The following is a 16,958-nucleotide window of genomic DNA, read 5'->3' as shown; positions in this document are numbered from 1 at the left end:
AGAATCACGGTATGGCGAAGAAGGCCCTGATTGCCTGGGGCGGCTGGGAAGGCCACACGCCTGAGCGCAGCGCCAATGTCGTGCGCGACATGCTGGAGCGCAACGGGTTCGCGGTGACGATCGGCCACGGCACGGCGATGTTCGCCGACCCGGACCTTGCCTCATTTGATCTCATCGTGCCTGTCATCACCATGTCGACGATCGAAAAGGCCGAGCTGAAGAACCTGACGCAGGCCGTTCGCCAAGGGAGTGGGCTCGGCGGCTTCCACGGCACGATGGGCGACAGCTTTCGCAATGAGCCCGACTATCAGTTCATGACCGGCGGCCAGTGGGTCGCGCACCCCGGCGACATCATCGACTATACCGTCGTCATCACCCGGCCGGACGATCCGATCACGAAAGGCGTCAGTGATTTCGCCTATAGGTCGGAGCAATATTACATGCATGTCGACCCGGGCAACGAAGTGCTGGCGACAACCACATTCTCCGACGCGCATTTCCCCGGCATCGACGGTGTCGTCATGCCGGTCGTCTGGAGGCGCCGGTATGGCGCGGGCAAGGTCTTTTACAGTTCGCTTGGTCACACCGCGGATGAGTTCGCGGTGCCGGAAATGGCGCTGATGGTCGAGCGCGGCTTGCTGTGGGCCGCGCGGGGGTAGCGGCAACGGTGGCGCTCTACGGCGCCCCCCTCTGTCCGGCAGGACAAAGGGGGGCGTGACAGAACTCGACGGTGGACGTTGCGCTTCTCACTACTTCGCTACCCAACCCCATCCGTAACCGCATAGGCCCCTGCGGTGCGTCCATCCTCCAGCCGCACCACCGCCGTCACGATCGAGCCATACGCGCCGCGCCAGGGGCTATGGAGGCGCTGGTGCTCGGCGGCCGGAACGAGCGCACGCCCGATGAAGCGCGTCCCGCTTCGTTGCATCGCGACGGCGTCTCCGTTGACATGCAGCTTGACGCTGGCGTTCTGCACCTCTGCGTCGCCGGGCAGATCAAGCGTGATGGCGATCTCGTCCTGATCGCCCGAAGCCCGCGTCTCGGCCGCAAGCTTGATCGTGAGCGCGGGCGCTTCGCCATTCCCGGCTTGGGCGGAACCGCGTGAAAACACATCATCGGCCAGTTCAGGCGTGCGCGGCGGGCTCGTGCGGCGCTGCGTGGAGCGTTCGTAATCGCCGGCCATGCGCAGCAGCCTTTCGTCGTCGTAAGCCTTGCCGGCGAAGGTCAGGCCGACCGGCATGCCGATGTCGGCCATGGTGCCCATCGGTATGGTGACGGTCGGGATGCCGAAATGGCGCCAGACCAGATTGCCGTTGGCGACCCAGGTGCCGTTGCGCCAGGCGAGCGCGGCGGACGCCTCGTTGATGTCGGCGTCGGCCGGGCCGACATCGGCGGCGGCCGGCAACACCACGGCATCGAGGCGGTTGGCGTCCAGCCAGTCCTCGAAATCGATGCGCCGCGTCGCCTCAAGTCCCGTCAACCCGTCTGCCATGGTCGGGATGTCCTTGAAGGGCGTGACGCCGGACTTCGCCCGCTCGACATAGTCCGCCAGGTCGAAGCCGCCTTCATAGCGGTCCGGCAAGGTGCCTGGCGGCTGCGGAAAGATTTTCGGGCCGTCGACAGAGGCGAGATCGGGCAAGGCAGGGTCGGCATTGGCGCGCAGGAAATCGTCCCAGGCCCAGATGCAGAGGTCCCAGATTTCGCGGTCGGCGAAGTCCGCCGGCACCAGTCCGCGCTCGACCATGGTTCGCGCGCCGGGACGGTCGCGCTCGTAGTTGGAGACGACGGGAAAATCGACCTCGACCATCTCAGCGCCGAGCCGACGCAGATCCGTCGCCGCCTGCTCCCATAGATCAAGCACCGAGGCGCGGGTTTCGATCGGCCGGTCGGCCTCGCTGTCGCGGCCGATATACATTCTGGGCACGCCGAGCCGTTTGCCCTTGAGCGACCCCTCCAGCGCCAGATCGGTGTAACGCGGTGGGCGCAGCTCGGAACTTTTCGGCAGTTTGATCCAGGGCTGGGCGCGCCAGAAATCGCCTCTGGTTTCCGGATCATCGGCGACGATGACATCGAGCAGTTCCAGCATGTCGGGCACGCTGCGCGTGTGCGGCACCACGACATCCATGGTCGGCACCAAGGGCCAGTTGCCGCGCACCGAAATCACCCCGCGCGAGGGCGTGTAGGCGACCAGCGCGTTGTTGGTGGCCGGCGCGCGGCCGGACGACCAGGTCTCCTCGCCAAGCCCGAAGGCGCAGAAACTCGCCGCCGTCGCGGTGCCCGAGCCATTGGAGGAGCCCGACGCGAAGGCGGCGGTCAGGTAGTCGGCATTGTACGGGCTTTCGGCGCGGCCATAGACGCCGCGCTGCATGCCGCCATTGGCCATGGGCGGCATGTTGGTGAGGCCGATCAGCACAGCGCCGCCGGCACGCAGCCGGGCGATGGTGAAGGCGTCTTCATTGGCGACGAGATGCTCGAAGGCGGGCGAGCCGGCCGCCACCGTCAGCCCCTTGACCTTGTAGCTGTCCTTGGCGGTGTAGGGGATGCCGTCGAGGGTGCCGAGCGTCTTGCCTTGCCGGCGCCGCTGGTCGGAAGCGGCGGCTTCCTCGAACATATCAGGGTTGAGCACAGGCACGGCGTTGAGGCTGATGCCGTGCCGGTCGAAATGGGCGATGCGCCTGACATAGGCCGCGACGAGTTCGACGCTGGTGACCGTGCCCTCGTCGAGCGCCTGGCGCAGTTCGTCGATCGTCGCTTCGACGAGGTGAAGGCTGGCGTCGGTCATCGCGGGTCCCAGGCTGTTGTCCGTACGCCATGGATGAGCGAGGCCGCCGGCTTCGGCAAGAGCCAATCAGAGGTCTTTGCCGAGCCTGTTGTTCCTGCCTTTCAGGTCAGCGGCACGCGGTCCTCGAAAAAATCGATTTTTTTTGCAACCTCTGATGGGTACGCGCGTTACAAGGCTCCCGGGGGGAGGGTGAGGTTTGCATTGTACCGTTTCGAGATACTGAACGAGCCGACAGGCACGTATTCCATTTTCGACAGATCAACCGAATTGCCGGTAACCGTGGGAGGCAGGGCTTTCATCGGTCTTTACCGGCACGAAGTGCCGCTGGCTCTGCTCGCCGCCATGGAGCCCGATGACAGCAGGATGCCGTCGCTCTCGCTGCTGAGTGGCTGCCGATCCTGCCGGAATGATCGACAAGACGACTTGCAAGCGTGAATGAATGCTCGCATAAGTTGCGAATGGCATATAACACGAAAGAAAATGGTGCCGTCATCACAGCATGAAAGGGGAATCATGCCTGACCAGAACGCGCTTGTCCGCACGGCCATCGCACGGCTGCTTTCCGAGAGAACCGGGGTCGCCGTCATTTCGATGAAGGAGAGTATCGCGGAACTGCCGGCGGCAGCCGGCGCGGCGCTGACCATCGATAGGCTGCAGGATCTGTTGCTGGAAATGGCGGAGGTGCGCGGAATGATGGTGGCGCTCGATCTTTAGGATGGTTCACCGTCTCAGGGAACGATAAGCAGCCCGCACCTTTCTTGGCGATTGCTCTAGGCCTGCAGATACGGGTGGGTCGCCACCTCCTGAAAGCGTTCCGCCTTGCGCGCCGGCGCCAGCGTGCCGTCGCCATAAATCATGCGGCCGGCACGGAAGGTGGCCCGCACGCGGGCCACGGGGCTGACATCGGCGACGACGAGATCGGCCAGGAGTCCAGGCTCGATGGCGCCACGGTCGGCCAGGCCCAATGCCTTGGCCGGGTTGGCGCTGGTCAGCGCGGCGGCCGCTGCCAGGCCATCCTCGCGCAACTGCGCCAGGCCGAGCACGGCGGGCAGGATCGAGGCCGGGTGATAGTCGCTGGCCAGCATGTCGAGCAGCCCGGCCTGATAGGCCTGGCGGGCGGAAAGATTGCCCGAATAGGATTCTCCGCGCAACGCGTTGGGCGCGCCCATGGCCGTATACATGCCCAGCCGGCGGGCTTCCCGCGCCGCCTCCAGGGTCACCGGAAATTCGCTGAGCACGGTTCCCAGGCCGTGGACGAATTCCACCTTTTCCAATGTGTCGTCATCGTGCGAGGCGAGCACGATGCCGCGGGCGCGGGCAAACGCCGACAGGCTCTGCAGCGTGCCGAGCACGCCGCCATGCCCGTTGCGATCGGCCATGCGCTTGCCGACGACCTCGGAGACGTCGGCAATGGACATGCCGCGCTCCTTGGCCAGGCGGGCGATATACAGTTCGACGTCGCGGTACTGTCCCTGTCCGGGCGTGTGATCCATCAGTGAGACCAGGTGCAGCTTGCCGGCATCCATCAGTTTTTCCAGCACGCCGACGGCCGCGGTGAACGTCACCTCGAAGCGGGCGTGGATGCGGTGGTCGACCAGAAGGTCGTCCTTCAGCCCGGTGATGGTCTCGATGATGGAAGATGTGTGTTCTTCCGAGCGCAGCAAAGCCGCGGTGGCGCTGTTGCCGATGAAGGAAAGCGCGGCATAGGCGGTGGTCACGCCGCAGGAGGCCAGCCGCTTGTCGAGTTCGGCGATGCCGATTTCCATCGGCACGTGGACACCGCTGCGCGGCTCCACTTCGCGCTCAACCATGTCGCCATGCATGTCGATGAAACCAGGCAGCAGCAGGCGGCCGCCGCCGGTGAAGTCGGCGTTCTCGACAGGCTGGTCGCGGATCTCGGCGATCCGGCCGTCTTCGACCCTGACGGCGCCATTGGCAATGACACGGTCGCGCAGGACAATCTGGAATTCACTCAGCCACATGTTCCGCCGCTCCATCGGTTCGTCCCCGCGGTGGGGTGCGGCCTTGTCTGCCCGTTCAAGCATGGTCGTCTCCGAAAACAACATTCCGCATTTCCGGATCGCCCTCCGGCCAGGCGGTTTCAAGGCGTGCATTTGAATGTTTCATTTCTGATGACCGGATAACTTGGCTTGGTGACAGGGTTGTGTAGGACAAACAGGCCGGCCCGTCGTGCTGCCACCGGAGATATCCGCAAGATGTGACGGTACGAGACGGACGTTACCGCGGCCTTGAGAAGCAAGGGCCACAGCGTCAGCGTCATCCTCGCCGAATACGGCGTCACCGACTACATAAGGCTGCGCACCGACATCATCGTGCGGCTGCCGACCAAGGAGGAGGCGCGACGGCTCGCGCAACCCGAGACGCAGCCGGTGATGCTGACGAAAAAAGTCGATGTCGACATGAAAGGCACGCCGATCTCCTATTCCGAAACGGTCTGGGCGAGCGAACGCATGCAGTTCTCGATCGACAATACGAGCCAGCTGCTCAGCGTGCTGGCGCAGGCTGTGATCGCGGAGGGGTGAGGGGCTGGGTTACGCGTCAAGGATGAAATCGGCGCGGGTCTGGCTCGGGTGGCGTGCGGCCGCGAACAATGTCGGTGTTCGACCTGAGACGGATCTGGTGCCGGCCTACCGCCCGCACGCCAGGCAGCATCCATTCCTGGTTCGGGTTCGCCAACTACTGGGCGCCGGGCGTCCATTCGGGCAGCGGCGCCAGGCTGCGGTTGAACTGCTTCCACCACATCGCCTCATCTATCTCGCAGCAGGCTCGAAGCATGGCGTGTGCCTTCTCGAAGGCCTGAGTCGCGAGATCGTCGAACGTCATCCGCGCATCGTACGGCACCGACACCACCAGTTCCTGACCGGTCTGCGTACCCCCTTCGTCGACCTGAAGATAAAGCCAGACGACGAAATGCGCGCCCTGGCCGCTCGCGTCCGCATTGCCGATCTTGATGCGGTCGATGCCTGCTGCGGTGACTCTCATGCGGGGACCTCTTCAATCGAGCTCAGAATGCCTCCAGAAGTCCGTCGCGATCAGGAAGGTTCCGTCACCGTTGCCGCTATGGTGAAGCATTGATGAAGAGGCGATTGGGCCGGCGTTGCCTGGCTATAGCCGAGCCCTGCCAGCGCCATTGCATTGGCGCCGCCTCGGGCCGAAAATGCCTCCATGAAAGCAGTTCCCAGGCTCACGACACCAAGGCTCGTGCTTCGGGCGCCGGGCGAACGGGATATCCCGGCATGGTTCGCGCGCGCCACCGATGTCGAATCCGCCTCCCTTGCCGGCGATCCCGTTCCCGACGACATGAGCGCGGGCGCGCGGTGGCTGGCGCTTTCGCGTCAGCGGTTCGCCGACGGCAAGGCGATCAAATGGGCGATAGACCAGGCAGGTGTGTCGGATGCGATCGGGACGATCACCCTGTCCTTCGCAACCGACGCCAAGGCGGCCGCATTGGGATTTGTGCTCGGGCGCGCGCATTGGGGGCAGGGGCTGGGCAGCGAGGCCGCGCGCGAAGTGCTTCGCTACGCCTTCGAAACCCTCGCGCTCGAACGGGTGACGGCCGAGGCGGCGACCCGCAACGTCGCGTCGCTGCGGATCCTGGCGAAGCTCGGCTTCGACCATGTCGAGAGCTTCATCGATGAGTCCGACGGCGAGCACTGCGAGCGCTTCGTGCTCGACGCAGACGTCGGAACGTCACTGTTGGCGGGCGATGCGATGCCAGGCTGCTAGGCTTTGAGGCATCCGCCGAGGGATGATCCCTGGATCGCGTGGGCTTTCCGCGGTTCAGGGCAGATCAGATCACCGGCGCCTCAAAGGCCACGAAAATGATGCCGGCCAGCATCCGTCCGCGCCTCGCAAGCACTGGCCCATGGACCAGCTGGACGAGGTGCCGGCGTCGAGCGCATATCCGCCGCGACAAGATCACCAGTCAAGGCGATCAGTGCCCGGCGCCGCCGCCGAAAGCCAGTGCGGTGAGGCTGGCGAGGCGGCGTGGGATGACGAGACCCGATACGTATTCAACTCCCTCGCGACGCATCGCCCCGAATGCTCGTCATCCCTATTCAGCTCAGCCCTTGGCGCTCGGCACAGGCGTATTGAGAAGCTGCTGCTCCCAAAGATACGCGATGCCGCTGCCGCCGAAGTGCTGGATGAGTATCTCGGTCAGATCCTCGACATGCTCGGTGCGCGCCCAATCGCGTTGCCATTCGCCAGCGAGCGCCATCACGGTCATCACGTTCGCGCCGGCCGCGATCATCCGCTGGATGGCAACTTCGTGAGACTCCTTCGAAATGCCGCCCGACGCGTCGGTGATCACGGTCACGTCCCAGCCTTCACCGGCGGCCTGGATCACCGGCATTGCGACGCAGACCTCGGTCCACAGGCCGGCGATGATCAGCTGCTTGCGGCCGGTCGCCTTGACGACGTTCACCACATTCTCGTCCTGCCAGGTATTCACCCAGGTGCGATCGACGACTTCCTGGTCCGGAAATACGTCGGTGATCTGCTTAAAGAGAAGTCCACCGCGCGCCGCGATCACGCTGGTGAGAATGGCCGGAACATTGAAGGCTTTTGCCAGCTTCGCCAGCGCGGTCGTGTTGTTGACCACCATGTGCGGATCGTGGCTGTTCAGGTTTGCGAGCTGACAAGGTTGGTGATCGATCAGAACGAGGACCGAGTCTTCAGGACGAAGAAGCGAATCAAGGCCGTTGCGAGGGGTCATCAAGACTTCCTTTCTCTGCCGCCATGGACGGCACTGGGTTCACGGGAGACATGCGCCAGCGGGCGGCGTTGCCTGGACGCAATTTGCTGTTCCTCTTGGTGATGCGGTAGTGCCATGGTCAGGCATACTGTGTTGCGAAATGAGGAACGCCGGAATGGACATTGAAGATCTACAGACATTCGTCGTAGTGGCCGATGCAGGGGGCGTATCGGCCGCCGCGCGTCGGCTCGGCGTTTCCAAGTCAATCGTCAGTCGGCGGCTCTTTCGGGTTGAAGCGGAACTTGGCGTTCAGCTTCTTGCACGAACGACCCGGGGTGCGGCGCTTACGGAGGCGGGGATCACGTTCAGGGATCATGCGGCACGCGCCAGCGCCGAGATCGACACGGCCAGGGAAACGATCCTCCCAACCGGAGAACTGCGCGGCCGCCTGAGGGTTGCCATGCCGCTTTCTTTCGGCCCGACCCACTTCGCTCCGGTGCTTGCGGAAATGGCGCAACACCACCCGCAACTCCACATCCATAGCTCCTACAGCGACCGCTTCGTCGATCTGATCGCCGAAGGTTTCGATTGCGCGATCCGGGTTGGCTACCTTCAGGACTCCAACCTGATCGCGAAGCGCGTCGGGCCGATCTATGGAAAGCTTGTCGCAAGCCCGGATTACATCAAGGCGCACGGTTCACCTGAGAAGGTAGAGCAACTCGTCGACCATCAGGCCCTCATGCAAGGAACGGAAGCCTGGCAGTTCGTGGATGGCGACAAGATTGTCACGGCTCAGCCGCAGGGCAGGTTCAAGGCCGACAACGCTACGGCGCTTGCCGCTGCCGCGGCGGCTGGACTCGGCATCGCCTGGCTCCCCGACTGCATCACGCACGAATATGTGGCCTCCGGCGCACTCGTTGCGGTGATGACGCGCTATCCCCCGCCTTCGGCAGGCGTGTATGTCGTCCGGCCGCCGGGTAGGCACCCCACACGGAAAGTCCGGGTCCTCATCGAAATGCTGATCGAGTATTTCGCACGACATCCAGATGTTTGGGGTCTCGACCGCTAAAGCAAGAACGAGGCGGAACCCTTCAACAATTGCGTTCGCTTATTAAAATCAATCACAGGTGGCGGCGGCCTTGAGCGCTTCGGCGCGGGCAGGTTGGCGCAAATCCGCGATCCGTCGAACGGATGCGTAAAACCTGGGATAATCGCCGGCGCACAGGTCGAACAGGCGGAGAAACGCCGGAACCTGTTCGCCGTAGACGGCAGTCGCGGCGAGCTTTGCGTTGTTGATCGGGGCATCGAACCAGGCGTCGTATCCCCGGTATCCGGCCCAGCGTTTGTCGCGCGTTTGCCGGTAGCGCATCCGCAGCCTGTCGAGCGTGGCTGCCTTTTCAGCCGCCATCTCCTCGGGGCTACGGGAGCTTTGATAGACCTGCCTCAACTCGTCGCGGGTTTTTGACACCAGTGCGAGAAAGTCGGCACTGCGCCTGCGATCGGCTTCGTAGCGGCGCAAGCCGGCGCGGTCGCCGGCCGCGCGGAGCCATTTTCTTGTCCCGGTGGTTTCGACGGCAACCGCGAAAGCCTCGTTGAATGCGGAATCGCCATTCACATAGAGGCGCTGATGCGCCAGTTCATGGAAGATGAGGCTCGCGAGATAGGTGTCGTCCTGACGCAGCATGGTGCTGAGCAGCGGGTCACTGGACCAGCCCAGCGTGGAATAGGCGGTGACGCCGGAGACATAGACGTCCAGCCCCCGTTCATGAAGTGCGGCAGCGCTCTCCGTCGCGGATTTCCGGTCGAAGTAACCCCGGTACGGAACGCATCCGAAAACCGGAAAGCACCATGTTGTTGGCGTGAGCGAAAATTGCGGGGCGGCAAAGACGGCCCAGGTCACGGCATCCCGGTGGATGTCGACATAGCTGCGATAGCTGCTGTTTTCGGGCAGTGCCAGTTCGTCCGTGGCGAACCGCCTGATCGCGCTCGCCGACGTCAACCTGGTGCGCAAGGCCTGTGGGGTCGAAGGAGCCTGGATCAGTTTTCCAACGTCTTCGCGCGCGGCCATGATCCGCACATGACCTTCCAAGGATCGCGCATAGTAGGAAATGCTGGTGCAGCCGGCCACTGCGGACGCCATGATCGCCGCGGCAAACAATCGAAAAACGCGCTTCACTTCTTCCCCGCCGCTTCGTCACTTGCCCATGGAGCATATGTCTCGCGGACCGTCCACTGGGCATGCCCTCGAAGCTGCCGGTTCGCCGCCGGCCTCAGGCCATATGGCTGCCATGCAACCACCCTCTGCTTGCACCTAGAAGCAGACATCGCCGTCTGCAATGTTGTGCCTCTCGGTTGCGCAATCTCGACCGCAGATATCGGCTTCACCTAGTCCTGAAGCAGATATCGTCGGGATCGATATGGAGGAGGTAGTCACTGATGCCGACGTTAGGAATACTATCCTGGCCGCCTCCCTAACTATTAACCTACTTCAAGCAAACAACGAGAGCCGTAAAAGCTTTGGCGCGATCTGCGAGGTCTTCAGGCTTCAGCACATTCGATTGATCGCCGACGGAATATGAAATGCCATTCGATTTCAGAAAGCTTGTTATGATCTCAGACTTTATCGCAAAATTGATATTTTCAGCGATGTCATTGGTTACTGAAGCCATCCTGATCGCGTTGAATTTGGCCTGAACAATGCCGACAACATTGCCGGACAGATCCAAAAGCGGCCCGCCACTGTTGCCGGGCTGGACGGGCGCCGAAATCTGCAAATGCCTGCTGTCATCGCCCAAGCCTGACGTCGCTGTCACATTTCCCAAGGTGAAGTTTCCGCCACTGGACAGGATGCCATTGAGCGGAAACCCAAACACTGCGATCCCTTCACCCAGCCGGGCGCTTTCACGTATCGAAACAGCGGTCATGCCTGGATTGTGCGTGTCGAGAACGGCCAGATCGTTTGCAGGGTCACGAGCTATCAGGTTTGCTGGCAACGTCGCATTGTGAAATTGCACTGCTATGGTCTTGCATTCATGAACCACATGCTCGTTCGTCACCAACTGGCCCGAGGGCGTCACAAAGAAGCCGGATCCGGTATCGCCAGTGAGGCTTTCGGCTTGGTCAGCGCCATTTCCTTCGGGCGGGGCTGGCGAGACAGCTTGCTGTGGTGCGGGAGGCGGTTCAACCGAAGGCGCTGGCGGAGGGTTGGCGGAGGCGCTGGTGGTGGCTCCCACCAAGGCGCTTGGCGGAACGCGCTCTTGCAACAGCTCGACATTCGCTCGAAACAGATCGGACATCACGGTTGAAAGGCGCTCGCCGTGAAGCGGTGAGTCGGCTTGCCAACTGATCGTGAAGCCGATGAGGCCCCCTAACGCAGCCTCGTATCTGGCATAGGTGTTCCGATTGTTATCGAGGAAGTTCAAGGCGAAGAACCGGGATTTTTTCACCTTGTAGACAATTTGATACTGTCCGGCATACCTCAAGAGCGAGTCATAACTCGCTGTAAGGTTGCTCCCGGGGTAATAGTCAAAGGAGATCGCGATCCCTGAGCTGGAAGCGAAGCTGTACCCCGATTTGGTCGGAATCTGACTCAGTCCAATGCCGGCAGGAACCCAAAGCCGTGAGGCAGCCGCGGGGTGTGAAATCTCCTTCAGCCCCCATTGCTGCAGCAACGGCGAAGCGGCCTGTGCCAGAAAGCCTTGCGTTTCCTGGGTCGGCGAACCCGTGACAGGGAGGTGATTGTCCGTTTGAAAGCTCTGGATCGCCTCGAAGAGGCGTCTGCCAAAATGGTCATTGCTCACGGCAGGCCAGTATCCGGCCACGCCTAGCAGCATCTGGAACTGGTAGCGTGTTTCAAGCGGCATGCTTTCAAATGCCGTCCGCGCTGCATTGTAGTCCGCCGGCGTCGACGCTGCGCTGCCAGGCCCATCCGTGACGTTGGGGAGTGGGGTGTAGCGCAACTCCTTGAGAAGTTTTAGCAGAGCCGTGGGGAAAGGGATTTTCCGCACCAGATCAGGCGGACATCCTTCTACCGCGCCACCGTTCGCGCACGTCTCAGGGCCAAAATCCGAGATAGCGGTATAACTCGTCGTCATGCGGGACCACGCCTGGGCGCCCTGCTCCACGAGAATCTTCGAAGCCACCCACCCAGCCAGGAAGCCATTTGAATGCCAGAGATCTGGTTGTCGTCTGGCGGCATACTCAAGTTGGTTCGCGTGCTGAACTAAGCGATGCTGCATCGCCGGTCGATCCGTGGCGTCGATCAATCCGCCGTCAACAAACTTGCTGATCCGGATCGGAGAAAAAGAGTCCGCATACGAGCTGAAAGCGTAGAGGAAGTGATTGTCGGAATTGATCAGTTCGGCATTGCCATCACCGTCGACGTCCTCAAGCCCGTATCCGCCTCCGTCGAGATCTTCTCCCTTGGCCAATTGCCACGTATTGGAGGGGGTCTTTCCGATAAGAACCGTTTTGACACAGCAATGGGCGCCGCCAGTGAATGTCGTGATCACAATCTGTGGCTTACTCGACGTTTTATCGAGCCAGACAATATTGGCACTGAGAACAGCCGAAGGCATCGCATATTCGTCTGACCCGATGAAGCTGAAGGCCGCCTTGTCACCCTCCCAGACGCTGACCACCGGCACCGACATGTCGCCATGCGGCGCGGCACTGAGATCAACCCGAATGTCCTGGTACCGGACGCTCGTGGCCGCGCCAGCCTTGTAGTTACCGCTCGCGAGAATAGGCGACGAAAAACTCCAGGTCTTTCGCTCAAACTCGGATCCGGATGAAAGATAGGCATCAACGGGCAACGAGTCCCATTTCGTAATCTGTGCCTTGGCATCCGCGATGTTTCGCGCACTGACCGGGCCGGTAACCACCGTGTAGGAGCCATTCCTAGCCTGAAGAACTTGCGCCCCTTGTGTGAGCCCGCCGTAGCTCCTGGCGACGCCAATTGCGATGTCCGGGTCTGGGGTAGCCGCGAGGATCACCCAATGCATGGATGCGTTCAGACGGAGCGTCTCCGCGTGGCTCGGAAGCGTGCAAAGAAGCATCAGGACGGAGAGGCCAGCCGCCACGGCGAAGATTGTTTGCCTGAACATGATCTCACCCGAACCCACACGCATTCGTAAAACTGCCCCAACGTATCCTTTGCCGTTGCGGTCATTTTGGCAATCGCTTGCTGCTCAACGATCGCTTTGCGCGTGCAGAGGCCTGATTCAGTTCGGGAGACCTGAGTCATGCATTAAGCAGTTCATTTGGAGAAGCCAGTTCGTTCCCTTGTCGAAAGACTGGTTCATACAAGCAACCTAATAGATGATGTTCTTCTTTTGTTCTAATGCCGCCATTCTGCCGCACCTTGCGCTCATCTCCTGCTTTGGACCAACCGCGTTGAATGTCTGCATTCTCGACCGTCCTTACCAGAACCGGCGGGTCCGCTGACGGCCCCATATTGGCGGGGTCATATCCAGACGCCATCACCAAATCTCGCGCACCGCTGACTCTTTTCCCGATCCTCAAGCGTCTTAGCTACAGTGAAACACTGGAGCAGGGTCCAATGAGTCTCAAGGACAAGAAAATCGTGGTCACCGGCGGCAGCCGGGGGCTTGGCCTCGGCCTGGTCGAAGCGCTGGTCGAGCAGGGCGCCGAGGTGACTGTTGTCGCCCGTGGCGCCGAGGCGCTGGAGGCGGTTGCGGCGCGGCTTGGGGTCGCCACCATTGCGGCCGATGTCACGGACGAGGACGCGGCCTATCGCATTCTGGGCGAGGTGCGCCCAGACATAGTGGTGCTCAACGCCGGTGCGACGCCGCGCATGGGGCGGCTGGACCAGTTGAAGTGGGAGGATTTCTCCGTCGCCTGGGAGACCGACGTCAAGGCCGGGCTCTACTGGCTGCAGGCGGCGCTGAACCTGCCGCTCAAGCCGGGTAGCCGGGTGCTGGTCGGGTCGAGCGGCGCCGCCGTCACCGGATCTCAGATGTCGGGCGGTTATGGTGGGTCCAAGCGGATGTTGTGGTTCATGGCCAAATACGCCAATGGCGTGGCGCAAGAGAAAGACCTCGGCATACGCTTCCAGGCGATCCTGCCCCGCCAGATAATCCTCGGCACCGGGATCGGCGATGCGGCCGCCGGCGCCTATGCCGGCTCGATCGGCATCACGCCGGAACAATTCGTCGCCCGCTTCGGCGCACCGATGCCGCCCCGGGCGTTCGGCGACAGGGTCGTCTCGCTGCTGGAGGACCCGGCCTATGCCGAGGGCGTCGTCTTCGGCCTCAGCGGCGACGCGGGCGTGACGATCATGGAGGGCACCGGTCCTTGAGCGACGAAAAATCAGCCGTGGGGCGCGACCGGCGGGAGGGGCTGCTTGCCCTTGCCGCCGCGTTGCGGCCGGAACTGCACCGCTATTGCGCCCGCCTGATGGGATCGGTCATCGACGGCGAGGACGTCGTGCAGGATACGTTTGCCCGCGCCTTCGTGGCGCTCGACGCGTTGTGCGAGGTGCCGCAGCTGAGGCCCTGGCTGTTCCGGATCGCCCACAACCGGGCGCTCGACCTGTTGCGCAGCCGCGCGATCCGCGTGGCCGAGCCGATCGAGGCGGCGCTCGAAATTGCCGACGCGGCCGACCCGGTGGAGATGGTGATGCGCAGGCAAGCCGTGCAAACCGCCGTGTCGCGCTTCGCGGAGCTTCCCGTGCCGCAACGCAGCGTCGTCATCCTCAGGGATGTGCTGGACGAGCCGCTGGCCGACATCGCCGCCTTGCTCGGCATCACGGTCGATGCGGTGAAGGGGCATCTGGCGCGCGGCCGTGCCCGGCTTCGGCAGATCAACGCGCAGGCCGATCCGCGTCCCGATGCGCGCATCGCCTCCGCCGCTATCGTGCGCTACGTCAACATGTTCAACCAGCGCGACTGGGAGGGCTTGCGCGCGCTGCTTGCCGACGATGCGAGGCTCCACCAGTCGATGCACCCGCCGCGCGCGGGCGCCGCCGACGTCGGCATGTTCTTCACGATCTACGCCAAGAGCGACGGCTTGTGGCTCAGGCCGGCATGGGTCGAGGGCCGCGAGGTGATCGCGGTGTTCGAAGACCGGACCGCCGCGAAGCCCAATCACTTCATGTGGCTGGAATGGCGCGAAGGCCGGATCAGCTTCATTCGCGACTACCGCTATGTCCGCTACGTTCTCGACGACGCGGAACTGGTGCTGGCAAGGGAAGCCGGAGCTTCCCGTGGTGGCGGCGGGCGCTGACAGGAGACAGCCGGTCGCGGGCCGGATCGACGCCTGCCGGCGGCGGGCGCGGGCCGCCGCATCGAGGCGCGGCGTCGTGCCTTCACGACGGGATGAGGGTGGAGACCTCGCGGTCGGACGGCCGCTCGCTCGCGGCCAGCCCGGCGGCCACGCCTGCGCGGTCGGCGGCATTGCGGTTCTGGCTCATCTTGCGCTTGCCTTCGAGCCTCACGACCGGCATGCGCAGGCCGACAATGCCGCGAAGCTGCGACTGGATGAAGTCGGGCGGCGCGTCCGACACCGCCCAGCGCGGCGCATCGCGCGCACCCTCATGCAGGTTGGTCAGCCGGGTGACGACCTCCAGCAGCCTGTCCGCATCGTCGAAGAACTCGACCGGCCCGTAGGCATGAACGGCCGCGTAGTTCCAGGTCGGAACGACCTTGCCGGTTTCCTGCTTGGTCGCGTACCAGGACGGCGTCACATAGGCGTCCGGTCCCATGAAGACGGCAAGCCCGTCGCCAATCGCGGGAATACGCCACTGCGGGTTGGCCCTGGCCAGATGGCCATGGATGACGCCGTGCTCGCCCTCCGTCTCGTCGAGAAAGAGCGGCAAGGGGGTGGCCAGCGGTCCGTCCGCCGTGGCGGTGACGAGATTTGCCAGCCGCGCGGCGCGGATCGTCGCCATCAGGCTGTCCTTGTCGTCATCGCGGAAAGCGGGCGGCGTATACATGGTCGAACTCCTTGCGTTGCAGCCACAGATGCCAGACAATCTGGCCTGTTGGAATATCCAGTTTCGAAGAGTTGAGGTGGTCCAGTTGAATGCGGACGGAGCCGCGCGCCGCATCGTCGCGGCCATCAAGCAGCAGATCCACGGCGGCGCCTATCAGCCCGGCGACCGTTTGCCGTCGACCCGGGTCTTCGCCGCCGAATGGGGGGCGTCGCGCACGACGGTGACGGCGGCCTACAGCCAGCTCATCGCCGAGGGGTATCTGATCTCGCGGGCAGGGGCGCGCGCTGAAGTGGCGCAGGGGCTGGGGGCCACGGCGGCGCCCAAACCCGCCATGGCGGCCGCGCCCCGTCACCTCTCGGCCTTCGCGCAGCGCCTGCTCGGCCTGCCGGTGCCAGCCCTGATGCAGCCGGCGCGGGTCGCGGATTTCCGCTATGGCGACCTGTCGGGCGCCGACTTTCCGGTGCTGGCCTGGCGGGGCGCGATGAACAGGGCCAGCGCGCGGCGCGGCGCGCGGCTGGCCTATGGCGATCCGCAGGGCTCGGCCGATCTGCGCGCCGCGCTGCAAGGCTATCTCTGGCGGGCGCGCGGCATCTCCTGCACGCCGGACCGGATCGTGATCGTCAACGGTTCGCAGCAAGGGCTCGATCTCTGCGCCCGGCTGCTGCTCGATACGGGCGACCGCTTCGTCATCGAAAACCCCGGCTATTTGCTTGCCCGCCAGGCCTTCGCGGCGGCGGGCGGTGTCGCCACGCCCATTGCCGTCGACGGCGACGGGCTGAGGACGGACGCGCTGCCGCCGGCGCGGCTCGCCTATGTGACGCCCTCGCACCAGTTTCCGCTCGGCGGCGTCCTGTCGGCGACGCGCCGGCGCGCGCTGCTGGCCTGGGCGGCGCGGGAAGCCGCCTATGTCATCGAGGACGATTACGACGGCGAATACCGCTACGACGTCGCCCCCATCCCGCCGCTGCGGACGCTGGACGCGGATATGGTCATCTATGCCGGCACGCTGTCCAAGACGCTGTCGCCGACGCTGCGGCTCGGCTATCTCGTCGTTCCCGCCGGCCTGCGCCAGGCTTTCAGCACGGCCAAGCGCCTGACGGACCGACACTCGCCGCTGCTGGAGCAGGACGCGCTGGCCGATATGCTGGCCAGCGGCGCCTATGAGCGCCATGTGCGTGCCATCCGCAGGAAGAACGCCGAGCGAAGGGCGCTGCTGCTGCGGGCGCTGGCGGACAGGCTCGGCCAATCGGTCACCATCGAGGGCGCCGATACGGGACTGCATCTGGTCATCTGGCTGAACGGCGTCGGCGCCGATCGCGTTGCCTCGATCGTCACGGCCGCGCAGGCCGCCGGGATCGGCCTCCATCCGGTGACGCCGCTCTACGACCCGGCTGGGCCACAGCCGGCCGTGGCGGGGTTCATCCTCGGCTATGCGGGGCTCCACGTGGATGCCTTGCGGCAGGGCGTGGCGGTGCTGGCGGCGGTGCTGGCCGGGTTCCGCTGAA

16 protein-coding genes are annotated in these 16,958 nt (G+C 63.7%); 9 read left to right on the top strand and 7 right to left on the bottom strand.

What is annotated here, in order from left to right; all coding sequences use genetic code 11:
- Positions 1-11: 11 nt before the first annotated feature.
- Positions 12-659, top strand: a complete 648-nt coding sequence (locus tag EN845_RS12270; RefSeq protein WP_127870147.1) for a ThuA domain-containing protein — start codon at positions 12-14, stop codon at positions 657-659.
- A 98-nt stretch (positions 660-757) separates the two neighbouring features.
- On the opposite strand, the gene EN845_RS12265 is transcribed toward EN845_RS12270, so the two are convergent.
- On the bottom strand, positions 758-2,782 hold the full coding sequence (locus tag EN845_RS12265; RefSeq protein WP_127870148.1) for an amidase: 2,025 nt from the start codon (positions 2,780-2,782) through the stop codon (positions 758-760).
- 33 nt (positions 2,783-2,815) lie between these two features.
- On the opposite strand from EN845_RS12265, the gene EN845_RS35475 reads away from it, so the two are divergent.
- Together EN845_RS35475 and EN845_RS12255 are read left to right on the top strand one after the other, a co-directional pair.
- A complete protein-coding gene (locus tag EN845_RS35475; protein WP_167531336.1) occupies positions 2,816-3,217 on the top strand; it encodes a hypothetical protein in 402 nt (133 codons plus the stop codon).
- 78 nt (positions 3,218-3,295) lie between these two features.
- Positions 3,296-3,496: a hypothetical protein gene (locus EN845_RS12255; RefSeq protein ID WP_127280059.1), complete on the top strand. Its 201-nt coding sequence runs from the start codon at positions 3,296-3,298 to the stop codon at positions 3,494-3,496.
- Between the two features lie 56 nt (positions 3,497-3,552).
- Here the strand turns inward: EN845_RS12255 and EN845_RS12250 are convergent, their stop codons facing one another.
- Complete coding sequence (locus EN845_RS12250; protein WP_127870405.1) at positions 3,553-4,764, bottom strand: alpha-D-ribose 1-methylphosphonate 5-triphosphate diphosphatase; 1,212 nt, start codon at positions 4,762-4,764, stop codon at positions 3,553-3,555.
- A 267-nt stretch (positions 4,765-5,031) separates the two neighbouring features.
- Here EN845_RS12250 and EN845_RS12245 point away from each other — a divergent pair, with 267 nt between their 5' ends.
- Positions 5,032-5,325, top strand: coding sequence for a UTRA domain-containing protein (locus EN845_RS12245; RefSeq protein ID WP_127870149.1), 294 nt, complete (start codon positions 5,032-5,034; stop codon positions 5,323-5,325).
- Between the two features lie 154 nt (positions 5,326-5,479).
- On the opposite strand, the gene EN845_RS12240 is transcribed toward EN845_RS12245, so the two are convergent.
- The gene (locus EN845_RS12240; RefSeq protein ID WP_127870150.1) at positions 5,480-5,785 is read right to left on the bottom strand and encodes a hypothetical protein; all 306 of its coding nucleotides are present in this window, start codon (positions 5,783-5,785) and stop codon (positions 5,480-5,482) included.
- 183 nt (positions 5,786-5,968) lie between these two features.
- Between EN845_RS12240 and EN845_RS12235 the strand changes: the two genes are divergently transcribed.
- The gene (locus tag EN845_RS12235) at positions 5,969-6,529 is read left to right on the top strand and encodes a GNAT family N-acetyltransferase (protein WP_127870151.1); all 561 of its coding nucleotides are present in this window, start codon (positions 5,969-5,971) and stop codon (positions 6,527-6,529) included.
- Between the two features lie 337 nt (positions 6,530-6,866).
- Here EN845_RS12235 and EN845_RS12230 read toward each other — a convergent pair whose 3' ends face one another.
- A complete protein-coding gene (locus tag EN845_RS12230; protein ID WP_127870152.1) occupies positions 6,867-7,520 on the bottom strand; it encodes a hydrolase in 654 nt (217 codons plus the stop codon).
- 154 nt (positions 7,521-7,674) lie between these two features.
- Here EN845_RS12230 and EN845_RS12225 point away from each other — a divergent pair, with 154 nt between their 5' ends.
- Complete coding sequence (locus tag EN845_RS12225) at positions 7,675-8,568, top strand: LysR family transcriptional regulator (protein ID WP_127277014.1); 894 nt, start codon at positions 7,675-7,677, stop codon at positions 8,566-8,568.
- A gap of 48 nt (positions 8,569-8,616) precedes the next feature.
- Here EN845_RS12225 and EN845_RS12220 read toward each other — a convergent pair whose 3' ends face one another.
- Both EN845_RS12220 and EN845_RS12215 read right to left on the bottom strand, forming a co-directional pair.
- A complete protein-coding gene (locus EN845_RS12220) occupies positions 8,617-9,675 on the bottom strand; it encodes an aminopeptidase (RefSeq protein WP_245511724.1) in 1,059 nt (352 codons plus the stop codon).
- Positions 9,676-9,982: 307 nt separating this feature from the next.
- Positions 9,983-12,604 carry a serine protease gene (locus EN845_RS12215; RefSeq protein ID WP_167531335.1) on the bottom strand — a complete coding sequence of 874 codons (2,622 nt, stop codon included), beginning with the start codon at positions 12,602-12,604 and terminating at the stop codon, positions 9,983-9,985.
- A 455-nt stretch (positions 12,605-13,059) separates the two neighbouring features.
- Here EN845_RS12215 and EN845_RS12210 point away from each other — a divergent pair, with 455 nt between their 5' ends.
- Positions 13,060-13,818 (top strand): SDR family NAD(P)-dependent oxidoreductase, encoded by a 759-nt coding sequence (locus tag EN845_RS12210; protein ID WP_127870154.1) that lies wholly within the window; start codon positions 13,060-13,062, stop codon positions 13,816-13,818.
- Positions 13,815-14,744: a sigma-70 family RNA polymerase sigma factor gene (locus EN845_RS12205; RefSeq protein WP_127870155.1), complete on the top strand. Its 930-nt coding sequence runs from the start codon at positions 13,815-13,817 to the stop codon at positions 14,742-14,744. The genes EN845_RS12210 and EN845_RS12205 overlap by 4 nt, the downstream gene beginning before the upstream one ends.
- A gap of 82 nt (positions 14,745-14,826) precedes the next feature.
- Here the strand turns inward: EN845_RS12205 and EN845_RS12200 are convergent, their stop codons facing one another.
- Positions 14,827-15,453 (bottom strand): FMN-binding negative transcriptional regulator, encoded by a 627-nt coding sequence (locus EN845_RS12200; RefSeq protein WP_127870156.1) that lies wholly within the window; start codon positions 15,451-15,453, stop codon positions 14,827-14,829.
- 76 nt (positions 15,454-15,529) lie between these two features.
- Here EN845_RS12200 and EN845_RS12195 point away from each other — a divergent pair, with 76 nt between their 5' ends.
- Positions 15,530-16,957, top strand: coding sequence for a PLP-dependent aminotransferase family protein (locus tag EN845_RS12195; protein WP_245511723.1), 1,428 nt, complete (start codon positions 15,530-15,532; stop codon positions 16,955-16,957).
- Position 16,958 lies beyond the last annotated feature (1 nt).

Origin of the sequence: Mesorhizobium sp. M8A.F.Ca.ET.202.01.1.1, assembly GCF_004791595.1 — a bacterium.
Lineage (GTDB): Bacteria > Pseudomonadota > Alphaproteobacteria > Rhizobiales > Rhizobiaceae > Mesorhizobium.
The sequence above is the reverse complement of the archived record's forward strand: the minus strand, read 5'-3'. Positions and strand labels throughout refer to the sequence as shown.

Excerpts from the sequence above, each read along its gene's own strand:
- EN845_RS12265 (WP_127870148.1), bottom strand. The coding sequence starts at position 2,782 with ATGACCGACGCCAGCCTTCACCTCGTCGAAGCGACGATCGACGAACTG.
- EN845_RS12250 (WP_127870405.1), bottom strand. The coding sequence starts at position 4,764 with ATGTGGCTGAGTGAATTCCAGATTGTCCTGCGCGACCGTGTCATTGCC.
- EN845_RS12235 (WP_127870151.1), top strand. The coding sequence starts at position 5,969 with ATGAAAGCAGTTCCCAGGCTCACGACACCAAGGCTCGTGCTTCGGGCG.
- EN845_RS12215 (WP_167531335.1), bottom strand. The coding sequence starts at position 12,604 with ATGTTCAGGCAAACAATCTTCGCCGTGGCGGCTGGCCTCTCCGTCCTG.
- EN845_RS12200 (WP_127870156.1), bottom strand. The coding sequence starts at position 15,453 with ATGTATACGCCGCCCGCTTTCCGCGATGACGACAAGGACAGCCTGATG.
- EN845_RS12240 (WP_127870150.1), bottom strand. The coding sequence starts at position 5,785 with ATGAGAGTCACCGCAGCAGGCATCGACCGCATCAAGATCGGCAATGCG.
- EN845_RS12210 (WP_127870154.1), top strand. The coding sequence starts at position 13,060 with ATGAGTCTCAAGGACAAGAAAATCGTGGTCACCGGCGGCAGCCGGGGG.
- EN845_RS12230 (WP_127870152.1), bottom strand. The coding sequence starts at position 7,520 with ATGACCCCTCGCAACGGCCTTGATTCGCTTCTTCGTCCTGAAGACTCG.
- EN845_RS12255 (WP_127280059.1), top strand. The coding sequence starts at position 3,296 with ATGCCTGACCAGAACGCGCTTGTCCGCACGGCCATCGCACGGCTGCTT.
- EN845_RS35475 (WP_167531336.1), top strand. The coding sequence starts at position 2,816 with ATGAGCGAGGCCGCCGGCTTCGGCAAGAGCCAATCAGAGGTCTTTGCC.
- EN845_RS12270 (WP_127870147.1), top strand. The coding sequence starts at position 12 with ATGGCGAAGAAGGCCCTGATTGCCTGGGGCGGCTGGGAAGGCCACACG.
- EN845_RS12225 (WP_127277014.1), top strand. The coding sequence starts at position 7,675 with ATGGACATTGAAGATCTACAGACATTCGTCGTAGTGGCCGATGCAGGG.